Annotated in this window: 18 protein-coding genes and 1 pseudogene; 10 read left to right on the top strand and 9 right to left on the bottom strand. The window is 69.9% G+C overall.

Annotated elements, in window-relative coordinates:
- Positions 1 to 17: 17 nt before the first annotated feature.
- A complete protein-coding gene (locus tag ACZ6DL_RS23935; protein ID WP_466054301.1) occupies positions 18 to 761 on the bottom strand; it encodes a hypothetical protein in 744 nt (247 codons plus the stop codon).
- A 27-nt stretch (positions 762 to 788) separates the two neighbouring features.
- Here ACZ6DL_RS23935 and ACZ6DL_RS23930 point away from each other — a divergent pair, with 27 nt between their 5' ends.
- Positions 789 to 3995, top strand: coding sequence for a BTAD domain-containing putative transcriptional regulator (locus tag ACZ6DL_RS23930; RefSeq protein ID WP_466054299.1), 3207 nt, complete (start codon positions 789 to 791; stop codon positions 3993 to 3995).
- Positions 3996 to 4042: 47 nt separating this feature from the next.
- Here ACZ6DL_RS23930 and ACZ6DL_RS23925 read toward each other — a convergent pair whose 3' ends face one another.
- Positions 4043 to 4783: an SDR family oxidoreductase gene (locus ACZ6DL_RS23925; protein WP_466054297.1), complete on the bottom strand. Its 741-nt coding sequence runs from the start codon at positions 4781 to 4783 to the stop codon at positions 4043 to 4045.
- A 232-nt stretch (positions 4784 to 5015) separates the two neighbouring features.
- Here ACZ6DL_RS23925 and ACZ6DL_RS23920 point away from each other — a divergent pair, with 232 nt between their 5' ends.
- Positions 5016 to 5303 (top strand): hypothetical protein, encoded by a 288-nt coding sequence (locus tag ACZ6DL_RS23920; RefSeq protein ID WP_466054295.1) that lies wholly within the window; start codon positions 5016 to 5018, stop codon positions 5301 to 5303.
- 31 nt (positions 5304 to 5334) lie between these two features.
- On the opposite strand, the gene ACZ6DL_RS23915 is transcribed toward ACZ6DL_RS23920, so the two are convergent.
- Complete coding sequence (locus ACZ6DL_RS23915; protein ID WP_466054293.1) at positions 5335 to 6255, bottom strand: RNA polymerase sigma-70 factor; 921 nt, start codon at positions 6253 to 6255, stop codon at positions 5335 to 5337.
- A 177-nt stretch (positions 6256 to 6432) separates the two neighbouring features.
- Between ACZ6DL_RS23915 and ACZ6DL_RS23910 the strand changes: the two genes are divergently transcribed.
- Complete coding sequence (locus tag ACZ6DL_RS23910; RefSeq protein WP_466054291.1) at positions 6433 to 6918, top strand: carboxymuconolactone decarboxylase family protein; 486 nt, start codon at positions 6433 to 6435, stop codon at positions 6916 to 6918.
- Between the two features lie 194 nt (positions 6919 to 7112).
- Here ACZ6DL_RS23910 and ACZ6DL_RS23905 read toward each other — a convergent pair whose 3' ends face one another.
- Positions 7113 to 8078: a cation diffusion facilitator family transporter gene (locus tag ACZ6DL_RS23905; RefSeq protein WP_466054289.1), complete on the bottom strand. Its 966-nt coding sequence runs from the start codon at positions 8076 to 8078 to the stop codon at positions 7113 to 7115.
- A 124-nt stretch (positions 8079 to 8202) separates the two neighbouring features.
- Here ACZ6DL_RS23905 and ACZ6DL_RS23900 point away from each other — a divergent pair, with 124 nt between their 5' ends.
- Together ACZ6DL_RS23900 and ACZ6DL_RS23895 are read left to right on the top strand one after the other, a co-directional pair.
- Positions 8203 to 8898: a hypothetical protein gene (locus tag ACZ6DL_RS23900; RefSeq protein ID WP_466054287.1), complete on the top strand. Its 696-nt coding sequence runs from the start codon at positions 8203 to 8205 to the stop codon at positions 8896 to 8898.
- A gap of 261 nt (positions 8899 to 9159) precedes the next feature.
- Positions 9160 to 9609: a hypothetical protein gene (locus ACZ6DL_RS23895; protein WP_466054285.1), complete on the top strand. Its 450-nt coding sequence runs from the start codon at positions 9160 to 9162 to the stop codon at positions 9607 to 9609.
- 220 nt (positions 9610 to 9829) lie between these two features.
- Here ACZ6DL_RS23895 and ACZ6DL_RS23890 read toward each other — a convergent pair whose 3' ends face one another.
- Positions 9830 to 9991 carry a hypothetical protein gene (locus ACZ6DL_RS23890; RefSeq protein WP_466054283.1) on the bottom strand — a complete coding sequence of 54 codons (162 nt, stop codon included), beginning with the start codon at positions 9989 to 9991 and terminating at the stop codon, positions 9830 to 9832.
- 380 nt (positions 9992 to 10371) lie between these two features.
- On the opposite strand from ACZ6DL_RS23890, the gene ACZ6DL_RS23885 reads away from it, so the two are divergent.
- The gene (locus ACZ6DL_RS23885; RefSeq protein WP_466054281.1) at positions 10372 to 11001 is read left to right on the top strand and encodes a VOC family protein; all 630 of its coding nucleotides are present in this window, start codon (positions 10372 to 10374) and stop codon (positions 10999 to 11001) included.
- A gap of 20 nt (positions 11002 to 11021) precedes the next feature.
- Here ACZ6DL_RS23885 and ACZ6DL_RS23880 read toward each other — a convergent pair whose 3' ends face one another.
- Positions 11022 to 11864 (bottom strand): helix-turn-helix domain-containing protein, encoded by an 843-nt coding sequence (locus ACZ6DL_RS23880; protein WP_466054280.1) that lies wholly within the window; start codon positions 11862 to 11864, stop codon positions 11022 to 11024.
- A gap of 9 nt (positions 11865 to 11873) precedes the next feature.
- On the bottom strand, positions 11874 to 12026 hold the full coding sequence (locus ACZ6DL_RS23875; protein WP_466054279.1) for a hypothetical protein: 153 nt from the start codon (positions 12024 to 12026) through the stop codon (positions 11874 to 11876).
- A gap of 100 nt (positions 12027 to 12126) precedes the next feature.
- Between ACZ6DL_RS23875 and ACZ6DL_RS23870 the strand changes: the two genes are divergently transcribed.
- Entirely contained in the window at positions 12127 to 12762 is a 636-nt protein-coding gene (locus ACZ6DL_RS23870) for a hypothetical protein (protein ID WP_466054277.1), read from the top strand.
- A 23-nt stretch (positions 12763 to 12785) separates the two neighbouring features.
- Here ACZ6DL_RS23870 and ACZ6DL_RS23865 read toward each other — a convergent pair.
- A pseudogene (locus ACZ6DL_RS23865) lies at positions 12786 to 13025 on the bottom strand (dihydrofolate reductase family protein); the annotation flags it as partial.
- A gap of 305 nt (positions 13026 to 13330) precedes the next feature.
- Here ACZ6DL_RS23865 and ACZ6DL_RS23860 point away from each other — a divergent pair.
- The 3 genes from ACZ6DL_RS23860 to ACZ6DL_RS23850 all read left to right on the top strand — a co-directional run bounded on the left by ACZ6DL_RS23860 (position 13331) and on the right by ACZ6DL_RS23850 (position 17172).
- Positions 13331 to 14002, top strand: a complete 672-nt coding sequence (locus ACZ6DL_RS23860) for a chymotrypsin family serine protease (protein ID WP_466054275.1) — start codon at positions 13331 to 13333, stop codon at positions 14000 to 14002.
- Between the two features lie 282 nt (positions 14003 to 14284).
- Positions 14285 to 16591: an ATP-binding protein gene (locus ACZ6DL_RS23855; RefSeq protein WP_466054273.1), complete on the top strand. Its 2307-nt coding sequence runs from the start codon at positions 14285 to 14287 to the stop codon at positions 16589 to 16591.
- Positions 16592 to 16908: 317 nt separating this feature from the next.
- A complete protein-coding gene (locus tag ACZ6DL_RS23850; protein ID WP_466054271.1) occupies positions 16909 to 17172 on the top strand; it encodes a hypothetical protein in 264 nt (87 codons plus the stop codon).
- 20 nt (positions 17173 to 17192) lie between these two features.
- Here ACZ6DL_RS23850 and ACZ6DL_RS23845 read toward each other — a convergent pair whose 3' ends face one another.
- Entirely contained in the window at positions 17193 to 20006 is a 2814-nt protein-coding gene (locus ACZ6DL_RS23845) for a helix-turn-helix transcriptional regulator (RefSeq protein WP_466054269.1), read from the bottom strand.
- Positions 20007 to 20113: the final 107 nt, after the last annotated feature.

Below are 20113 nucleotides of genomic sequence, written 5' to 3'. Positions count from 1 at the left end.
CATCCCGGGCGGCCCGGTCACGCGGTCGGCGGTGCGACCGGGCCACGCGTGCGCTTCGCCCAGCGGTGCAATCCGCCGGGCCTGCGCAGCATCAGGACGCCGATGGCGGCGACGGCGATACCGCGCGGCGCCTCGTAGATGAATCCGGACAGCCCCTGGGTGGCGGGGATGGGGAGGAAGAAGCCGGCCATGCCGAGCAGCGTGAGCACCGCGATCCAGCGCGGAACCGCGTGGTGGCGCAGCAAACTCGCGCCCAGCAGGCCCATTCCGGCCAGCATGACCAGACCGCCGATCGAGTTGAACAGCGCGAACGCGGTCGTGTCGATCATGTTGTCGTTGCCCGCGATCAGGTGCGCGGTCGCGGGATCGGACGCGAAAGGGTAGGCGACGAACAGTTCGACGGTGAGATGTCCGGTTGCCGTGACGATATTGCCGAGCAGATAGGCGACCGTGCCGACGAACCCGGCCGCGCCCAGTCGCCGCCGCAGCCACGCGTACATGCCGGGCAGGCCGAACACCAGCAGGACGGTTCCGATACCGAGCAGGATCTGCGCGATCGGCGTACCCGGACTGGTGAGCGCTTCGACCGAATGGCCCTTGCCCGCGACGATCGGGTGCAGTGAGCCGCCCGCGATGCACAGGGCGCCGCCGATGGTCAGCGCGGCGCCGCACATCCGCGTTACAGTCTCGCGAGAGGGGCCGCCGACGGTCCCATCGTCGCCGGTGGCCGGGGTTGGCAGGAGTGCTTGCGTGTGTGTCATGAGCCAAGAGTCGACGAGGGCGCTGGTGTGACGCTGGTGCGCGGCGGGTCCGGCGACGACTCACCCGCCATCGCGGTGCTCGGTCCGCTGGAGGTGCGCGGCCCGGACGGCGCCCGCATCGCCATCCCGGCGCGCAAACACGCCGATCTCCTGGTCGTCCTCGCGGCCGAGCGCACCGCCCGCAGCGCGCACTATCTGTGCGAATTGCTCTGGCGCGGAAAACCGCCCGACAGCGCCCTGGTCACCCTCCAGGGTTATGTGTCACGGTTGCGCCGGGCGCTGCGGCCGCTCCCCGACGTCCGGATCGAGACGGGCCCCAACGGCTACGCACTGCGGTGCGGCGGTTCGGGCACCGACCTCGACCTGCTCGACGTGCTGTCCAGGGACGCGAGGGCGGCACACGCCGATGGTGACATCGAACGCACCGTGGCTCTACTCGAGCGCGCGCTGCGCCTGTGGCGCGGCGCCGCGCTGCCGGATGTCGGCGACATCGCCGAACTCGCTCCCGAGCGCACGCGTCTGGACGAGTTGCGATCGGAACTGGTCGAGTTGTGCGCCGAGGGATTGATCGTGCTGGGCCGGGCCCGGCACGCGGTCACCCTGCTCACCGACGAACGCGAGCGGCATCCGCATCGCGAAGGCACGGCACGGCTGCTGGCGCTGGCGCTGCGCGACTGCGGACGGATCCCGGAGGCGCTCGACGTGCTCACCCGGTTGCGGCGCTCGCTGCGCGAAGAGTTGGGGCTCGATCCCGCGCCCGACACCACCCGGATCGAGCACGAGATCCGCAACCCGCCGACGCTCTCGCCGCCGGGGCGCTCGGCACTCGTCGGGCGTGACGACATCGCCGCAGTCCTCGACCGTGCCCGCGACCGGTCACAGCGGGGATTGACCGTCGTCACCGTGCGCGGCGCAGCCGGCAGCGGCAAGACGGCCGTCATCGAGGACACCGTGCGACGCCACGGCGACGCGGCCTTCTTCACCGCGGGCAGCAGCGGGGTGGGTTCCCCCGCTCTGGCGACGCTCACGCCGTGGCTGGATCAGGCGGCACTGGCCGGGCGCGCGGTTCCCGAGATCCCGACACCGCGGGCGCTCGCCGCGCTCTTCGCGGAGGTGACACGGGAGACCGGCCGGATGGTCGCGGTCATCGATGACGTGCAGTGGGCCGATCCCGACTCGGTGCGGATGATCGCGGCGGCCATGCGCGTACTGCGCGGCCATCCGGTCCTGCTGTTGCTCACGGTGCGGCCCGAGCCGCTCCCGGTCGAGGTGGACGCCGCGGTGCGGTTGCTGCACTCCGCGGGCGCCCACGTGGCGGTGGACCTGCCGCCGTTGTCGGACGCCGCGGTGGACGAATTGGTGCGCGCCGACGTGGTTTCGGCCGGTCCGCGGGTGCGTGCCCAGATCGTCCAGGTGAGTGGCGGCAGCCCGTTCGTCGCGGCGCAACTGTGCGACCTCGTCCGAACCGGTCGCCGGTTGGATGTCGGTGGGGCGGCGACCGAGATCACGGCGGCGAAGCTGGGCGCCGTTTCGCCTGCGGCGCGGGCGCTCGCCGAGGTGTTGGCCGTCATCGGCCCGCACGCGCCGGTCGGATTGGCCGCCGCCGCCGACGGCGCGCCGCGGTTCGATGAACGGATCGGCGAGCTCGTCGCCGCGCGAGTCGTGTCGGTCGAGGGCGGCGCCGTCGCCTTCGGGCACGAACTCGTGCGCGCCGCCGTGCTGGCCACGATCGGCGAGGTACGAACCGCCCTGTTGCACAAACGGATCGCGGTCGCGCTGGCCGACCTGCGGCCCGATGCGCTCGCGGCACGGGCATTGCATCACAGCGCCGCCGCGCTCGATTCGCTGGATCCGGCCGCGGCGCAGGTCTGTGCCGCCGCGGCGCGGGACGCACTGCGACGCGACGCGGCTACCGAATGCGCCGAACTCGCCGCCCGCGGGATCCGGCACGCGGGATCCGGCGACGTGGAGTTGTCCGTCGAATTGGATCGGCTCGCCGGACAGGCGCACAACCGCCTCGGCCACTTCGACGCGGCCGCCGCGTGTTTCGACCGGGCCGGGTGGCGATGCGGTGAGCGCGGCGACTGGGCCGGGCTGGCGCGCACCGCGCTGCTGGCCGCGCCCCGCGGCGTCGCCGGGTACTTCTCCGGCTACGGTGTGGTGCAAGCCGGTTCGTCGGGGCTGCGAGCACAGGCATTGGCCCATCGCCTCGATCTCGACGCCGATCTGGTCGCCGAGGTGGAGGCGATCGAGGCCGCCGACCGCGCGATCCACGGTCTGGCGGGCGATCTCGACGTCTTGGCCGACGCGCGGGCGCGCAGCGCACCGGGCAGCCGGTCGTGGCCGCAGGTGCTGCTGGCCGAGTTCGTGTGTACCTGGGACCCGACGACCGTCGCCGACCGGCGCGAGATCGCCGAGGAATTGGAAGAACTCGCGGGCCACGACCGCGCGGCGCGGGCGACGGCGGTCCATCTGCGCCGTGTCTGTGCCCTCGAAGCGGGCGATATGCGACTGGTCCGCAGGCTATCGGCCGAATTCGCCCGGCTCGCTTCCGGCGGCGGCACCGACCTCGCGGCGACCCAGCTGTGGTGGCAGGTGATGCTCGCCGTGCTGCGTGGTGACTACCAGCGGTCCCGGGCGCTGATGACGAAATTCGCCGCCGATCTCGGGACGGTCGACGATCAGGCCCGGTTGCTCGCCGAGGCCTCGGTGCTGACGAGCAGTTCGATCGAACTGTGGCACCGGGGACGCCTCGCCGAGGTGCTGGCCGACGCCGACCGCATGGCCGAGGACTTCGACGAGGACTTCGCGCTGGTGGTCGCGATGGCCGCGGCGGAGATGGGTGACCACGACCGGGCGATGTCGTCGATCGAGTCGGTTGTCGCCCTGCCGGGGAGGTGGCGCGGCCCGCGGGTTGTGGTGCGGGTGCCGCTGCTGCTCGAGGCGCTGCTCGCGGTGGGGCAGCGCGCGCCGCGGTGGCGCGACCGGGTGGCCGAGCTCACCGCCGAACTCGAGCCGCTGACCCAGGGGTGGGGTGAGACGCTGCTCGTGCAGTGGCCCGGACTGGTGTGCCTCGGGCCGTCCGGGCTCTATCGCGGTACCGCGCGCGGAATCCTCGGTCTGCCTGGCGCGCACGACGAGGTGGTCGCGGCGCGGCACCGGGCGCGCGCACTCGGCGCACGGCCCTACGAGTCGCGCGCCGAGGACCGGCTGACCCGCTGGCCGTTCGCCTGAGCGCCACGACTCCTGCGCGAGGCCGCCGTTCGGTGGCGTAACGGGATTCAGTGCGCTTCTCGGATCCAATCCCGGTAGTGCGTCGATGCCAGGTGTGCGTCCGGCCCCGCGGTGAGCACATCCCCGGTGACGGCGGCGAACATGCCCGCGGTGTCGTCGGTGACGACCGTCCGGTCATCGTGCTGGGCGGCCAGGGTGAGCCTGCCGAGTTCGTCGAGGGTGAAGACGTCCGGACCCGCGAAGTTACGAATCCCCAGCAAAGGCTCGCCGGTGGCGACCTCGACGACCGCGTCGACGACGTCCGCGGCGGCGATCGGCTGGATCGGGGTGGCGGGCAAGCGGACGGTGTCGCCGTCGGCGGTCCAGGACAGCACCGCCTCGATGAACTCGAAGAACTGGGTGACGCGAACGATGGAGTACGGCGCCGGCCCCTGCCGGAGCAGCTCCTCCTGGAGAGTCTTGGCCCGGTAGTAGTCCAGCTGGGGCACCTGGTCGACTCCCACGATCGAGAGGACGACCTGGTGGCGGACACCCGCGGTCTGTCCGGCGGCGAGCAGGTTGTCCATGGAGGTGCGGAAGAAGTCGAGGGACGCCTCGTCGAAGGTCGGCGAGTTCGCCAGGTCGATCACGACTTCGGCGCCTTCCAGTGCCCGGTCCAGGCCTTTCCCGGTGATCAGGTCTACACCGGTGGACATCGCCGCGGGGATGGCATCGTGCCCGGCGGCGGTCAGCTTCCGAACCACCTGCGAGCCGATCCGCCCGGTTCCGCCGACCACTGTGAGCCGCATGGTTCCCGCCTTTCCCGTTGTGCCGCCGGCCATTCCGGCGATTCATGGCGGGTGGCCGTGCGCCACGAGCAGTCGACCGACCGTCCGCGGTCGAAGCATTCCACCGGCGCCCGGCGGCAGGGCGGTTTTGCCGACCCACACGACAGAACCGTTATCGGTTCGTTCCGGCCGAGAGACCGGAGAGGTGGCGGGGCCCGACGCTGAGCGGTAGAAGTCCGGCTGGTTCGGCGCGGTGGCAGAGGACGGTCTGCCCGCGCTACCGGTGCTGGTGGCGCGCTGGGCGGTGCTGTCCGGCGGCGTGTGGAACGATCCCGTCCTCGACGCCGTCTACAACGCCGGAGCGCCGATGCCGGACCTCTACGCGGGCGCGCCCGCGAACGCGCCGCGCTCACCGAGTTCTTCGGCGCGGGCGAGATCGACGATGCCTGTCTTCAGCTGGTCATGGCGGAGTGGCCCGCTTATGAAAACAGCAGTGGCGATCATCGATTCCGCAGACCGGCCGGTGGCACATCACCAGTAAACAGTGGCGGCCGGTGCGCCCGGTCCTGGTGTCAGCGGCACAGGGCGGTTTCGCGCTGCATGCGGGAAAGCTTCTCGGGATTGCGCACGGCGTAGAGCCCGGTGACGAGTCCGTCGTCGATGCGCAGCGCCAGGACGGTGTCGATCTCGCCGTTCACCCGGACGATCAGCGCCGGGTAGCCGTTGACCTGTACCGGTTGCCTTGCTGCCGCGGCGAGCCTGCCGAGTCCGGCAGCCAGCACCCGGGCCACCTTGTCGGCTCCCATGACGGGCGACAGCGTGGCCTGCACGACACCGCCGCCGTCACCGAGCAGGACGACATCCGGCGCGAGGATGTCGAGCAGGTTCCGCAAATCGCCCGTTTCGATCGCTCGCTGGAATGCCTGGAGTGCGTTGCGGGTCTCGGCTGCTGATACGACTCCGCGCTGACGGCGTGCGGCGACGTGCGCCCGCGCCCGGTACGCGAGCTGGCGGACCGCGGCCGGGCTCTTGTCGACGGCCTCGGCGATCTCGTCGTACGCCAGATCGAACACTTCGCGCAGGACGAACACCGCCCGCTCGATCGGCGTCAAGGTCTCCAGTACCAGCAGCATCGCCATCGACACGCTCTCTGCCAGTTCGGCGTCCTCGGCCACATCGGGCGCGGTGAGCAGCGGCTCGGGCAGCCACGGCCCGACGTAGGACTCCTTGCGCCTGCCGAGCGCGCGCAGCCGGTCGAGCGCCTGGCGGGTGACGATCCGGACCAGGTACGCGCGCTGATCCTGGACGATGCCGAGATCGACGCCCGCCCACCGCAACCAGGTCTCCTGGAGGACGTCCTCGGCGTCGGCGGCGGAGCCGAGCATCTCGTAGGCGACGGTGAACAGCAGGTTCCGATGAGCGACGAACGCCTCGGTCGCGGGGGCGGGGCGTTCGTCGGTCTCGCCGGGCGTGCGCCGCGATGTACCGGCCATGGTGTGACTCCTGTTTCCTGTCGACTGGTCACCCACCAGACGCCTGATCTCGCCCTCTTGTAACACCGGGACATAGTGGTGCACGTCACATCAGCGCGTTGTTACGAGGCTCGGGCAGCTTACGTCTGGTGTTCGTTCGGTGCAGCAGCACGCAACACCACGAGTGAGGACCACGACATGGGACCCCGTTTCGATCTCAACGACAACGAACTCGGCGCCGAGATCGGCAAGCGGTTCGCCGCCACCAGCCTGGCGATCCTCCGGTCGCCGCTGCCGAAGTCCACGCTGGAACTGGTGGAACTGCGCGCCAGCCAGATCAACGGATGCGGTTGGTGCACCGACGTGCACACCAAGGAGCTGGCGGCGGCGGGTGAAACCGCGGTCCGGATCAATCTGGTCGCCGCCTGGCGGGAGTCCAGCGTGTTCACCGAGGCCGAGCGCGCCGCGCTGGCGCTGGCCGAGGAGGGTACCCGGCTCGCCGACGCCTACCAGGGCGTCTCCGACGAGACCTGGGACCAGGTGCGCAAGCACTACGACGATGACCAGGTCACCGCGCTGATCTACCTGGTGGCCATGATCAACGCGGCCAACCGGCTCGGCGTGATGACGCGCATGCCGGGCGGCTCCTACCAGCCGGGCATGTTCGACAGCATCACGAACTGATCGGCACGCGGACACCGGCCCGGATCTCTGGATCCGGGCCGGGTCACGCCGCAGGAGCCGATCGTCTTCGCCCGTGCTCGTACTCGCCGCCCGCCGACTCGTCCGTGGCTCGGGCCAGGTCGCGGCCCGTGTAGCGCGAAACCGACTCGGTCGCGCCGCGATCAGGTCCACGGAGGACGTCGGCTCCACCGCCTTCAGTCGGCGTCCTCCGGAGCGGCGATCGTGAGGACCGCGTCGGCGATGTGCGGGTTGCGTTCGAGTTCGCGTTCGAGCGCGCGCAGGGTGAGGGCGATGCTGGACTCCGCCGGGTCGCCGATCAGATCGACGCTGGCGACCAGGAAGACTTGGCGCGGGCCGACGTATTCCAAGCGCACGAAGCGCACCGAGGCCACTTCGGGCATCTTCTCGATGCGGGCGGCCGCGGCGGCGCGGAGGTCGGGCGAGGCCGGTTCGCCGGTCAGGAAGCGCCGGTTGCGGTCGATGAGCACCACGGCGATCACCCCGAGAAGCACACCGACGAGCACCGATCCGAGCGCGTCCCAGACCGCCACGCCGGTGAGCTGGTGCAGTCCCATCCCCGCGAAGGCGATGACGATGCCGATCAGTGCCGCGCTGTCCTCGGCGAAGACCGCGCGCAATGTCGGGTCGGAGGTCTCGAGCACATATTCGAGGATGTCTTGATCGAGACTCTCGGCCTCGCCGCCGAGCTGCCGGGTGGCCTGTAGCCACGAGATTCCCTCCAAGACGAAGGCGATCCCGAGCACGAGGTAGGCGATCGCATAGTCTTGCTCGCCCTGTCCTTCGTGCAGCAGTTCGGTGATGCCGTGCCAAACCGACACCGCGGCGCCCGCGACGAAGAGCCCGACCGCCGCAAGCAATGACCAGACATACGCCTCCCGCCCATACCCGAGGGGCCGCTTCGCGTCGGCGGTACGCGCACTTCGACGGTTGGCGACGAGAAGGAAGATCTGATTGCCGGTGTCCGCCCACGAATGAGCGGCCTCGGCGACCATCGACGCCGAGCCGGAGAGGGTCGCCGCGACCGTTTTGGCCACCGCCACCGCGATATTGGCGCCGAAGGCCACGATCACGGTGCGTGTGCTCTTCCCGCCGGACGCGGGCGAGGATTTCTCGTCGTGGAAAGCGTTGACTCGCTCCATCTACGCCAGTGTGGCATGAACCGCGCGGATCATCGGGAGCGCGCAGGGTGGTGGCGGGATCCGCGAAGTATGGAGCGTTCGGGTCCTGATTCGGTGTGTCGGTGTGTCCGGTTAATCTGCCGACATGGTCGAACCGGACGCGGCGCTGCGCCGACTGACACGCGACGCGCGAAAGCTCGTGCAGCCGTATGGCTTCGAGGGACCGGAGGCCAAGTGGGTGCGGGTGGCGGCGGGCGGCGTGGCCTCGGTCGGCCGCAGCCGGACACTGCGTACCTGGACCGATGGCCGCCAGGAGTTGAGGTTCGGCTTGACTCTGAGTGCCACACCCACCGCTTGGTGGGAGTTCTGTAACTGGCGCAACGCTCAGCAGGGCCTCCCCTCCGCGCCGCTCGAGCAGGCGAGCGGCCCCGGCCTGATCGACGAGCACGGTATGGCGGAGGACCTGACCGAGTTGTGGTCGCTGCGAGTCGACCCGGCACACCCGGGCCAGGCGCGGCAAGCGGACGTCGACGCCGTCCGCGCCGCACTGCCCCGGCGCGTACACGCCTACGCGCGCCGTGCGCTGCGGCTGCTGGAACCCGGTCGCTACCTGGAGGAACTTCTGGCCTTGCCGGACCCGCGAATCCGAACGTGGGAGGCGATCGTCGTCCTGCTCGCCGACGGCGGCCCCGGACCGAGACTGGAAGAAGCACTCATCCGATTCCGGTCGTGCTTCGCGGAAGGAGACGAGGGAGCTTACGCGGAGGACGTCATCGCGTATGCGCGGGGCCGCGCGGCCCGGGTTCGAGCAGGCACGCTCATGGTCGGCCCCTTCGGCTGATCAGCGTGGCCCGCCGGCGAGTCCGGCGCTCATAGCTGCTCGTGAGCGCTCATAGCTGCTGGTGAGATCGATTCGGCGGCGGGCGTTTCGCCGGGAAATGTCCTGGCACCCACCGTGGATGCCGACGAACTGTCCGGCGGAAGCGGCACGGACGGCCGGTCGCGGGCCAACTTGGAGCGAACCGTGGTCGGGGGTCGGTGCCGAGATTTAGAGTTATCGGCTATGGGTGGTAGGCATCGGAAAGATCGGGGCCGGAGCAGCATGGACTTCGCCGCGGACGCCCGCGTCACCGCCGCGGCGTGGCGTGATCCGGAAAGCCCGACCGCGCGCGAAGGATTCGCTGTTCGTGCGCTGGCTGCGCAGCCGCTGGTCCCGGGATGGATCGTGTGGCTGTACGAGCACGCGGGTGAGCAGTTGGCGCGGTTGGAGTATCAGATGCACTACCCGTTGGACTACGGCGGCCCGGGAGCTCGCACGAGCGAGGAGTGGCTGATCACCCAGCGCGCCTACATCGCCGAGCGGTCGGCTCGCGCGGTCGAGCGCGCCCGCCGCTTCCACGGTGACCATCCCGGTGTCGTCTATGCCCACGGCCCGGAGTTGCCCGACGACGAAGACTTCTACGAGGCCCTCGAGTCGGGCAGGGAATGGACCGGGCATTGGTATTCCCGCGATCCGGTCGAAGCGTGGGATTGTCCGGGAGTGCCGGCCTGACCTGATCGGTGCAGGCCGAGCCCACATGAGCCCCCTATGGGGCCCCGGGGGGTGGAGGGCGCCCACCCCCCGGGTGGGTGGGGGCGCCCTCAGGGGGTGGACACCCGCATCCCAATGGGACCGTAGCGGCTTGCGGGCCGGCTCCGTGGTAATTCGACGGCGGCGTCGAGCGGCCACGAGGTTGTCCGCACCTGATCCGATGGCCGATTCGGTTCTCTTCTCAGGGCTGATCCTGGCGACCGAGCCACCGTTGGCCGTACTGCTGGTCGGCGATTTCGGGTTCGCGCCTTGGCAATACGGTCTTGCTTTCGCCGCACCCTGTGTCGGCGGTGTGATCGGTTCCCGATTCGCTCGCCCGCTGGCAGCGCGATTCGGTCGTCATCGCGTGATGCTCGTCAGCGGGACGTTGCGCGCCTGCTGGCCACTGGGACGCTGATAGCCACCTATCGACTCCGGCCACACCCCGAGCGACCGTGTCGCCCGCACCTGTCGGCGTGGTCGATCACCACGAGAGCCACCACCGCTGCCCTGACCGCGCTGGGGACTGCTGGCGACGGTCACCAGCCCACGTGCCACCATCGCCGTCTCCGGGGTGCTGCTGTTGGCCACCTCGCTGCTGCTGTTCCGGCACGACCACCCCGCATCGAGCGAACCCGAACTGGTCACCGATCCCGCATAGTCCTCGTGCGCGCCGAATCGGCTGCCCACAACGATCAGGAATCGAGAAGCGCCGGTCGCCGAGCAGTAACTAGCGTTATCGCCATGGATACCACCACCGAGCAGCCCACTATCGACTCCGTCATTCTCGAGATGCCCGATCCCGCGACCGGCGCGAGCTTCTACGCCGCCGCGTTCGAGCTCGGCGACAAGGTGCGCGTGCGCGCCTCGGAGGCGCCGACGAACGGGTTCCGCGGCTTCATCCTCTCGCTCGTGGTATCGCAGCCGAGCACCGTCGACAGCCTCGTCGGCGCCGCGCTCGACGCGGGAGCGACGACGCTGAAGCCGGCCAAGAAGAGCTTCTGGGGGTATGGCGGCGTCGTCCAGGCTCCGGACGGGGCGATCTGGAAAATCGCGACGTCGGCGAAGAAGGACACCGGCCCGGCCACCCGGGAGATCGACGATTTCGTGATTCTGCTCGGGGTCGACAACGTCAAGGCGACCAAGCAGTTCTACGTCGATCGCGGCCTGACCGTGGCGAAAAGTTTCGGCAGCAAATACGTCGAGTTCGATGCCCCGTCGTCGTCGGTCAAGCTGGCGCTCTACGGGCGTCGTGCCGCCGCCAAGGATGCCGGCGTCTCGCCGGAGGGCGCCGGCTCGCACCGGATCGCCATCGGCAGCGATATCGGGCCCTTCGCCGACCCCGACGGGTTCGCGTGGGAGGCCGTGGCCTGAGCCCCGGACGTCGAGAACGCTTACCGGAAAAATGTTCCCCACGCCCGGTAGCGGTGCGCGGAGATGGCGGTGAGCGGTTCCGCGGCCAGCGCCCCCGGGGTGACCTGCGCGAAGCTCGACACGTCCCGCGATAGATGGGACTGGTCGGTGTAGCCGCAGGTCGCGGCGACCTCGGCGGCGGGGCGGCCGGCCACCAGCCCTTCCACGGCGTGACGGAATCGGACCAGCATGGCGGCGCGCTTGGGCGTCAGCCCGATCTGGGACTCGAACCTCGCCCACAGCCGCTTGCGGCTCCATCCGCACGATGCGGCGAGTTCGCCGACGGTGACCTGTCCGCGGTCGGCGAGGATGCGATTCCAGCCGGCGACTACTTCCGCGTCCGGTGTCCGTGCCGGGTCGGCACATCGCAGCAGAAAAGATCGCGTCAGCGCGAAGCGCTGTTCCCATGTCGCCGCATCCGCGAGTTGCTCGCGCAGCCACTGCGCCCGACGTCCGAAGAGGTCTTCCACGCCGACGACCGCCGCGCGGCCCAGCTCCGCCGGTGCGATATCCAGCAACGAATAGGCCCGCGCCGGTGTCAACCGCACCTCGACACACTCGACCCGCTCACCGCGGATACGCATCGTTCCGGGCGGATACCCCGAAACGAACCCGGCGAATGCCCGCCTGCCGCCATTGCTCTCGACGACCAGTTCGCTGCCGCCGAACTCGAACAGCACCGTGACCGCCGGTATCCCGGTGACCCGCAGGTCCAGCTCGCCGCCCCCGCGATCACGGAACCCGATCATCGCCGCCCCACCCGCGGTCGCACGTCCGAAATCCCAACCGGCACCGCGATCCCGTTCGAACCCGACCACTCCCACCCATCCAGGCTAACCGGAGGGGGCGATGAAGATCGGAGTCGGTGAGATCGGGAACCGCAGCGCGTCATGCTCGATCTCGAGCGGCACTTCCGGGCCGAAGCCGTCCACCGCGTGCACGCTCGCCCGCGTCGGGTCGGCCAGTCGGACCGCGGTCGCATCCACAAAGATCGGATAGTCCCCAACCGGGGTAGGGCGTGACGCCGAGCCGGGTGATTGTTCCCGTTTGCGGGGTATACGCGGGCTGGGTGAACGGAGGTGGCTCATGCCTGAGATCAATAGCCGTGGGGACCGAGAATGGTCTGCGACGGAGTGGGCGCGTGCGCGGTTCGCGCAACAGATGTTGCAATCGGTTGCTCGTCCGGACCGTGTCGCGGAGGTCATCGCGCAGATCCTCGGTGAGCGTATCGAGGTGGGCCCGGTTCATGCCGGTCCCGGCGGGCTGGTCGGTGTCACCGCGACGGGTCGGCCCGGGAAGGTCTGGGCCGAAGTGTGTGACGACGAGGGTTGGGACGTCGCCGTGGACGTGCCGATCACGCTTCGGCTGCGGGCGGACTTCGCCGGAGTCATCGGGCGGTTCGCCGCGGCGGTGCGGGTGCGCATGCGAGTGGAGCTGGTGCTGGAGGACCCGTGCGCGGTATTAGTCCGTACCGAGGAGGTGAGCGAGGAGCAGGTGGACATCAGGGTCCGCGCGGTGGATGCCCCCGCCCGGCTCCTCGGTCGGCTCGGTGATGTGCGTTCCCTGCTCGCCGAGCATGTCGTCGCCTATATCGGGGAACTCCTGGCGAGCCCGGAGATCCGCGAGGTGCGGCGTATCGACGTCGCGCGAGTCATCGAGCGCGCGTGGGAGGCGGGACTGATCGTCAACCCGGTAGCTCGGCCGATGCCCCGCAGCGCCTGAGTCGCAGCACCTGTCAGCAGCGGTCAGCGTCGCCAGAAGACGTGGTGCACCACTCCGCTCGGGCTCGGGATCCGCTCCAGGTGAAACCGGTCGACGAGTTCGTCGGGGCTCGCCCAGAGCCTTTCGCCGCGACCGAGTTCTACCGGCGCGACAGCGATATGCATCGTGTCGATGAGATCGGCGTCGAGGAACTCCCGGACGACGGCGACACCGCCGCCGATGCGCACGTCCTTTCCCTCGGCGGCATCGAACGCCTGGGCCAGCGAAACCAGTCGCTCGGTGGTGCGAGTTCCAGGGGCGTCGAGAGGCCGCTGGCAGCGGTCTATACGGCGCTCGACGACCGTCCGGGAAAGGCTCTGCGACACAGCCGATCCGGCGTGGCGGAGGGGAAGAATGCCAGGCCCCGTTTCCATCTCGTTCACGTGGGTAGCTCGGACTGGGAACGCGCGTAAGTTTGCGTGGGTCCTGGACTTCGGTGGTGGGAGGCGATGCGTATGCCGGGTTCGCCGGCTGCGGGTGCGGCTCGGGCCGGGTCGCGGGGATTCCGCTCGGCTCGGTTGGAGGAACAATGACTCGTTCACTGCTGAAAGTCGTCGCCGCGGCGGCGCTGGCGTGCGGCCCGGTCTCGGTGGGCGCCGGCGCGGCGGCCGGTGTTCCGCAGTTGCCGCTGCCGCCGATCGGCGGTGGATCGGGCATCGCGATCGATGACGAAGCCGAATGCACGCTCACCACCATCGGGCACGACGCGGCCGGCCGGTTGGTCGGTCTGACGGCGGGACATTGCGGCGAACCCGGCGCGCGCGTCACGTCCGTGACCTATCCCGGCTATGGGGTGCTGGGTCGATTCGTCTACGCCGATCACGAACTGGACTACGCGGTCATCGAATTCGATGCCGCACGGGTGGTTCCCGCTCGGGAGGTCGGAGGGTTCCTCATCGACGGACTCGGCGCTCCCGCGCGGTTTCCCGACGTCGTCTGTAAGAAGGGCCGGACCACCGGCCAGACCTGCGGTGTCGCCTGGGGCGACATGACGGGCGACAGCAGCGACACCTGGACTCAGATGTGTGTGCTCAAAGGCGACTCCGGCGCGCCGGTGGTGATCGGTTCGACTTTGGTCGGGATGGTCAACGCCTACTTGGGCATGGGGTGTCTCGGACCCGAAGTGGGAACCGACATCAACGCCATTCTCACCGACATCGATGCCCGTAATGACGTAGGCGCCGGTTTCCGGCCCATCTGAACCGCCCGTGCGCCGATTCGTCCGCCTCGCGACGATCCGACGATGTCCGAATAATGGGCGAGTCCGGGGTTCGAGCCGAGCCTCTGATAGTCGTCGACAGAGCTGGCGAAAAGGCCTCGAACCTCGGCGCATGGTCCTGCGGAGGATCGTCGCCACCCGAAACGGGGTAAGGCCGGTACACAGACCGCCCGACGGTGCCGCAAGCGTGCGGGGGCCGAGCGGGCGAGAAACTCCTGGTGATCGCCCCGGGGCCCGATTCCGAGCGGCTAAGCTCGACATATCATGGGGCAACACAGGCCCACACGCGGAGTCGGTAATCTGCCGTCGGCGGTCACGAGTTTCGTGGGCCGGCAGCGGGAGATCCGCGAGGTCCGCGCACTGCTGGCGACCGCGCGCCTGGTCACGCTGACCGGAGTGGGCGGGGTGGGGAAGACCCGTTTGGCCACCGAGGTCGCCGCTGCGTCCAGCCGTTCGTTTCCGGATGGATCGTGGCTGGTTGACCTGGCCGCTGTGGATGATCCTCAACTGGTGGCCCGGGCGGTAGTGGCCAGCCTCGGGATCCCGGATCTGTCGCACCGGACCGCGGAGGAGCAGATCGTGGAGCGCGTCGCCGACCGGCGGGCGCTGATCGTGCTGGACAATTGCGAGCACCTGCTGGACGCGTGCCGCCTGCTGTGCCACCAGTTGCTGCGCGCCTGCCCCCGGCTGCGGATCCTCACCACCAGCCGTGCACTACTGGGCGAGCCGGGCGAGCACGTCTACCCCGTGCGTCCGCTGTCGATGCCTGCTTCGGGCGAGTTCGCGACACCCGTGGCGGTGACCGGTTTCGACGCGCCCACGCTGCTGGTGGAGCGTGCCAGGGCGGTGCGTCCCGACTTCACGGTCACCGAGCGCAATGCGGACGCGGTGGTGCGGGCCTGTGAGCGATTGGACGGGATTCCCCTCGCGATCGAGTTGGCCGCATCCCGGCTGCGATCACTGTCCTTGCAGACGATTCTGGACCGGCTCGAGGATCGGTTCGCACTGCTGACCGGAGGCACCCGCGCCGCGCTGCCACGACAGCGGACGCTGCGGGCGCTGATCGACTGGAGCTACGAGCTGTGCACACCGGCCGAGCAGTTGCTGTGGACCCGACTGTCGGTCTTCGCCGGAGTCTTCACCCTGCACGCCGCCGAGGGCGTCTGCGCAGGCCCAGGCCTGCCCCGCGAGCAGGTGCTCGACCTGATCGATCACCTCGTCGCGCAATCGGTCGTCGTTCTCGTCGCGGCGGACGACCAGACACGGTATCGGCTGCTGGAAACGATCCGCGAGTACGGATGGCAGCGGCTGACCGAGCGCGAGGAGGCCACCGCGCTGCGCGACCGCCACCGCGACTACTACCTCACGCTCGCGGAGCGGATCGCCGGGCAGTGGAACGGTCCAGGCCAGGAAACCGGCTTGGCCGTGTTGCGCGCCGACCGCGCGAACGTCCGGGCCGCGCTGGAGTGGGCGACCAGCACGCCGGCGAGTTCGCGCGAGGCGCTGGCTCTGGTGACGGCGCTGCGCTATCACTGGTGCGCCGATGGGTTCCTCGGCGCGGGACGGCGCTGGGTGGACCGCGCGCTGCGGGTTGCCGTCGACGCCGACCCCGAGCGGATCCACGCGCTCTGGGTAGCGGGGTGGGTGCGGGTTCTGCAAGGTGACCTCGACGCCGCCGACGCGGCGCTCGACGAGTGCGTGGCCCGCGCCACGGAAGCCGGAGATCGCCGCGCGCTCGGCTGGGCGAGTAGCCTGCGCGCTTCCGCCGCGGGCTTCCGCGGCGACCTCGCCGCTGCCGTGACCGGCTTCGAGCGAGTGGTCGCGAGCTTCTCCGAGGATGACGAGCTGGTCCGGCTGACGCTCTTCCAGCTTGCGGTCGCCTACGGCCATGGACGCGATCCGAGGGCGGGCGCGACGGCCCGGCGCGCGATCGAGCTGGCCGACCGGCGCGGCGAGCAGTGGACCAAGTCGTACGCGGTGTGGGCACTCGGCTACGACCAACTCGTTCGCGGCGACTACGACCAGGCGATGGCCTCCGCTCACGCGGCCCTGGAGATTCAGCGCGAATTCAACGACCATGTGGGGACCGCGCTGATGATCGAGCTGCTGGCCTGGACGGCGGCCGCGCGCGGAGAGCATCGCCATGCCGCCCGGCTGCTGGGCGCGATCCATACGATGTGGCGGCGAATCGGGACGTCGATCGCCGCGTTCGGGCCCTACATGCCCGAACAGCACACCGCGTGTGAGCGCAGGGTGATGGACGCGCTGCCGGAGTCGGTGGTGCGCGCGGAACGGGCGCGTGGCGAAGGGCTCGATCACGACCAGGCGATCACCTACGCGCTCGACCGGAGCGCGAGCGGCCCGCAACCCGAGCAGCTGCGAGCCGGGGTGCTGACGGCCCGCGAGCGGCAGGTGGCCGAGCTGGTCGCGCAAGGTTTCAGCAACCGGCAGATCGCCGAGCGGCTCGTCGTATCGCCTCGCACCGTCGATCGGCACGTCGAGAATATCCTCGGCAAACTCGGCTTCTCGTCTCGTACGCAGGTCGCGGCATGGACGGCACGCCCGCGCTGAATCCGGCTCCGGCGGGCACGGCTCATGCCGCTTCGGGTGCCGCGAACTGCGGAGATGGGTGTAGAAGTGGGTATTTTCACCCATGACCGCACGGTGCCGGGTCTGTGATGCTCGTCAGATCGTGACGAGCAGGAGGTCGGTTTTGACAGCGATTGACAGCGGGGTGAACGCCACCGGCGCCCTCGGCGGCCAGGCGAGTGGTATCACGGGCGCGGAACGACGGGAGCGTGGCAAACGATCAGCCGACCGCGCGGCGCCGGTCGGCGTCCGGTCGATCGACGGTGATCGCCGGCCGCGCGTGCGATGGGGGGCCGCAGATGGATGAGGTCCGAACCGAAGCCGACGGCCTCGGCGTCACCTGGCGGGTATTGCAGGATCATCTGATCTCGATCGTCGCGGTGCACCGGGCGTCCGACCCCGCGCCGATCGTCTCCTTCGGCCCCGACGCCTATCCGGATCTCGTGCAAGCACGAGAACTGCTTCCTGAGCTGACCAGGTTGTGGGACGCGGTGCGGCACGATTTCTGGGCGAAGCTCATTCCGCCGCCACCCGGGTCGTCGAGATCACGGCGATGGGCGTGACCGCGGCACCTCGCGAGGCGTCACGGCAGTACCGAACGCGGCATGGCGGCGGCGATCTCGCGCCGCGACCGGAGGTCGAGTTTGGCCAGGATGTTCGACACGTGTGACTGAATGGTGCGGCGCGACAAGAACATCTGTGCTGCTATATCCGAATTGGAGCAACCTTCGGCGACCAGCGCGGCGACCTTGCGCTCGGTGTCGGTCAGCGCCGCCCAGCCGGATTTGGGCCGATTGCGCCGGCCGCGCACACCCAGTCGGATCCCGTGTGGCCGTACCCGTGCGGCCGCACGGGCGCTGTCCCACGACGCACCCAGGCGACCGTAGAGCCCTATCGCCGTGTCCAGCGCGCCGCGGGCCTCGGCCTCTCGTCCCGAAGCGGCGAGCAGCACCGCGGCGTTCTCGTGTGCCTGCGCTTCGTAGAGCGGCCACCCGGACTGCCGGAACGCATGCGCGGCGGCGAAGAGCGTTTCGGGATCGCCGTCTGCCAGGGCTCGGCACAGCAGGGCCGTTCCGGTCCGGCCCGCGGTCTTCTGCCGAGCCAGCAGCTCGTCCGCGCTCGCTACCACCGACCGAGCCGCGGCCTCGTCGCCGACGTCCGAGGCCAGCCGGGCGATGTCCGGGTAGATGTAGTGCAGGGTAGACGCGGTCAGGCCATCGGCCAGTCGCCGCTGGGTGTCGACCAGCAGCCCCAGCGCCAGCTCCGGGCGGCCACGGGCCTCGTGCGTCAACGCCTTCACCCAGGGGTGGAACTGCGCGTAACCGGTGCTTCCCAGCCGGTCGTCCGGCCCGGGCACGGCATCGGGGTTCGGCAGGAAGGTGCCGCGGTGGATTCCGATGAAGGCCGCCAGGCTGTGCGCGACGGGCGCGTACCCGAGGACATCGGGCGCCGCCAGGCTCGCCGCGCATTCGGCCAGCGAGTCGTCCCAGCGGCCGTCGAGCAGATACAGCCGCGCCTTGGCCAGCAGGTTCGGGGCGAGGTAGACACCGTGCATCCGGCGGTTGTGCCCGATGGCCGTCTGCAGCGTCTGTTCGGCGTCGGCGAGCCGATCGAGTTCGATCAGGCAGTGCGCGTACAGCACGTACGGATCGAACTGGTCCGATCCGGTGCCGTCCTCGAAAATGGTGAGGATTCGGGTACTCAGATCCAGCGCCTCGTCGAGATAGCCCTGGGTGTAGCGGACCGCACCCAAGGCCATGAGGCCGTATCCGGTGGCGAGCGAGGTGCCACTGGCCTGTCCCGTCGATACGGCCCGCCGGCCCGCGCGCTGCGCCGCCTCGAACCGCTCGAGAAAGAAATTGTCCAGTGCGCACATTCCCACGAGCCGGCCCGCGTCCTCGGCGCCGAGTTCCATCGTGGACAGTGCTGTCTCGGCGACCGCGACGGCGTCGGCCAAGCGGCCTTGGGATTGGCAGACTTGGACCAGCAGCCAGGTCAGTTCGACATCGTGGTCGTGTTCCGGTCGGGTGCGCAGTGCGGTGCGCACCACGGCTTCGGCTTCGGCGGCGCGGCCGTTCCACAGCAGCGCCCTGGCCTGCCAGCGGACCAGAACCGAACGCGAGGCACCGTCGAGGTCTGTCGCGGTCGCCGCGCGGCTCAGCAACTGCACCGCGAGCTCGGGGGCCCGCACGATCAACTTGCCTGCCACGGCCGTCAACCAGTCGAGGCTTGTCCGATCCAGTTCGTGGCCGCCCGCCGACAGGTAGTACGCGACTCGCTCGAGCGGCGCGCCGGTCGCTTGCAGGACCTGCCCGGTCCTCCGGAGCAGGTCGGAGCGCAGCGAATCGGGTAGCTGGTCCGCCAGCACGTCCCGCATGAGGTCGTGGCGGAACACGAGTTCGGAATCGACCCGCGCGAGCAGCCCGCCGTCCATCGCTTCGGAGACGGCCCGCCAGACATCCAGCAGCGGGCTGTCCAGCACGGCCGACAGTTCCCCCACGTTGATGACGGGTCCGAGGGCAGCGGCCATCGGCAGCATGTCCCGCGTGGGACGGGACAGGAGTTTGAGGCGCTGGATGATCGCGGTCGACAGTGAGGCGGAGGACGGTTCGCCGGAGTCCGGTAGCGGCGCGGCGGTTTCGGCGACCAGCGTGATCGCCTCCGCGCGGAGCAACGCGGCCACCAATTCGGTGATGTGCAGCGGATTTCCCCGCGCACCGGCCACGATTCGCAGTAAACCCGGCCCTGGTGGAGCGCCGACCAGAAGCGCCACGAGCGCCGACGCGGCCGAGTCGGGCAGTGCGCCGAGCCTTATCGCCGGGGCCTGCCGTTCGACGAGTTCGGCCGACAGCGCCGCGAACGCCGGGTCCGCGGGCAGCGGACGGGTCGCGAGCACCAGTAGCAGCGGCAGCGCGTCGACCAGGGCGCACAGTCGCCGCAGCACCGACAGGCTCGGCGCGTCGGCCCAATGGACGTCGTCCATGATCAGTGCCACCGGAGCGGCGGCGCACCACGCGTCGACCCGATCCAGGATTCTCTCGCTGACGGCGAACTCGTGCGTCGCCGCGGCGTCGCCCGCGCGATCCCCGCTGTGCAGCAGCGGGCGACTCGGATCCGGGCCGCCGCCGGGCGCGGTGTCATCGGCTGCCAGCCAGGAGCGCACCGCAGCGAACGGTACGTCGCGCTGCAATTCCACCGCCGCGCCGGTGCGAACTCCCAGGCCCGCCGCCGCGATTCGGGCACCGGCGGCCTCCAGCAGCGCCGTCTTGCCGATACCGGGCTCACCCTCCACCAGCACCACCGCCCCCTGTCCCGCGGCGACTCGGCCCGCGAGCACCGCCAGGTTCTCGATCTCGGCATCACGACCGAGGAAGACCGTCGCGGGGGACTTCTGCATGCGGGTGAGCTTATGCAGCGCGGGCGATGAGCCGATCGAGCGTCCGGTCCCGGCCCGGGCCATACGGATATTTCTCTCGGATTCGACGGATGTTCCCTCGGCTCGGC

The organism is Nocardia sp. NPDC041819, from assembly GCF_055590505.1.
The sequence above is the reverse complement of the archived record's forward strand: the minus strand, read 5'-3'. Positions and strand labels throughout refer to the sequence as shown.

Excerpts from the sequence above, each read along its gene's own strand:
- ACZ6DL_RS23915 (WP_466054293.1), bottom strand. The coding sequence starts at position 6,255 with ATGGCCGGTACATCGCGGCGCACGCCCGGCGAGACCGACGAACGCCCC.
- ACZ6DL_RS23870 (WP_466054277.1), top strand. The coding sequence starts at position 12,127 with ATGCCTGAGATCAATAGCCGTGGGGACCGAGAATGGTCTGCGACGGAG.
- ACZ6DL_RS23890 (WP_466054283.1), bottom strand. The coding sequence starts at position 9,991 with ATGACGACCGAATCGCGCTGCCAGCGGGCGAGCGAATCGGGAACCGAT.
- ACZ6DL_RS23895 (WP_466054285.1), top strand. The coding sequence starts at position 9,160 with ATGGACTTCGCCGCGGACGCCCGCGTCACCGCCGCGGCGTGGCGTGAT.
- ACZ6DL_RS23935 (WP_466054301.1), bottom strand. The coding sequence starts at position 761 with ATGACACACACGCAAGCACTCCTGCCAACCCCGGCCACCGGCGACGAT.
- ACZ6DL_RS23885 (WP_466054281.1), top strand. The coding sequence starts at position 10,372 with ATGGATACCACCACCGAGCAGCCCACTATCGACTCCGTCATTCTCGAG.
- ACZ6DL_RS23855 (WP_466054273.1), top strand. The coding sequence starts at position 14,285 with ATGGGGCAACACAGGCCCACACGCGGAGTCGGTAATCTGCCGTCGGCG.
- ACZ6DL_RS23925 (WP_466054297.1), bottom strand. The coding sequence starts at position 4,783 with ATGCGGCTCACAGTGGTCGGCGGAACCGGGCGGATCGGCTCGCAGGTG.
- ACZ6DL_RS23845 (WP_466054269.1), bottom strand. The coding sequence starts at position 20,006 with ATGCAGAAGTCCCCCGCGACGGTCTTCCTCGGTCGTGATGCCGAGATC.
- ACZ6DL_RS23900 (WP_466054287.1), top strand. The coding sequence starts at position 8,203 with ATGGTCGAACCGGACGCGGCGCTGCGCCGACTGACACGCGACGCGCGA.
- ACZ6DL_RS23910 (WP_466054291.1), top strand. The coding sequence starts at position 6,433 with ATGGGACCCCGTTTCGATCTCAACGACAACGAACTCGGCGCCGAGATC.
- ACZ6DL_RS23850 (WP_466054271.1), top strand. The coding sequence starts at position 16,909 with ATGGATGAGGTCCGAACCGAAGCCGACGGCCTCGGCGTCACCTGGCGG.
- ACZ6DL_RS23905 (WP_466054289.1), bottom strand. The coding sequence starts at position 8,078 with ATGGAGCGAGTCAACGCTTTCCACGACGAGAAATCCTCGCCCGCGTCC.
- ACZ6DL_RS23860 (WP_466054275.1), top strand. The coding sequence starts at position 13,331 with ATGACTCGTTCACTGCTGAAAGTCGTCGCCGCGGCGGCGCTGGCGTGC.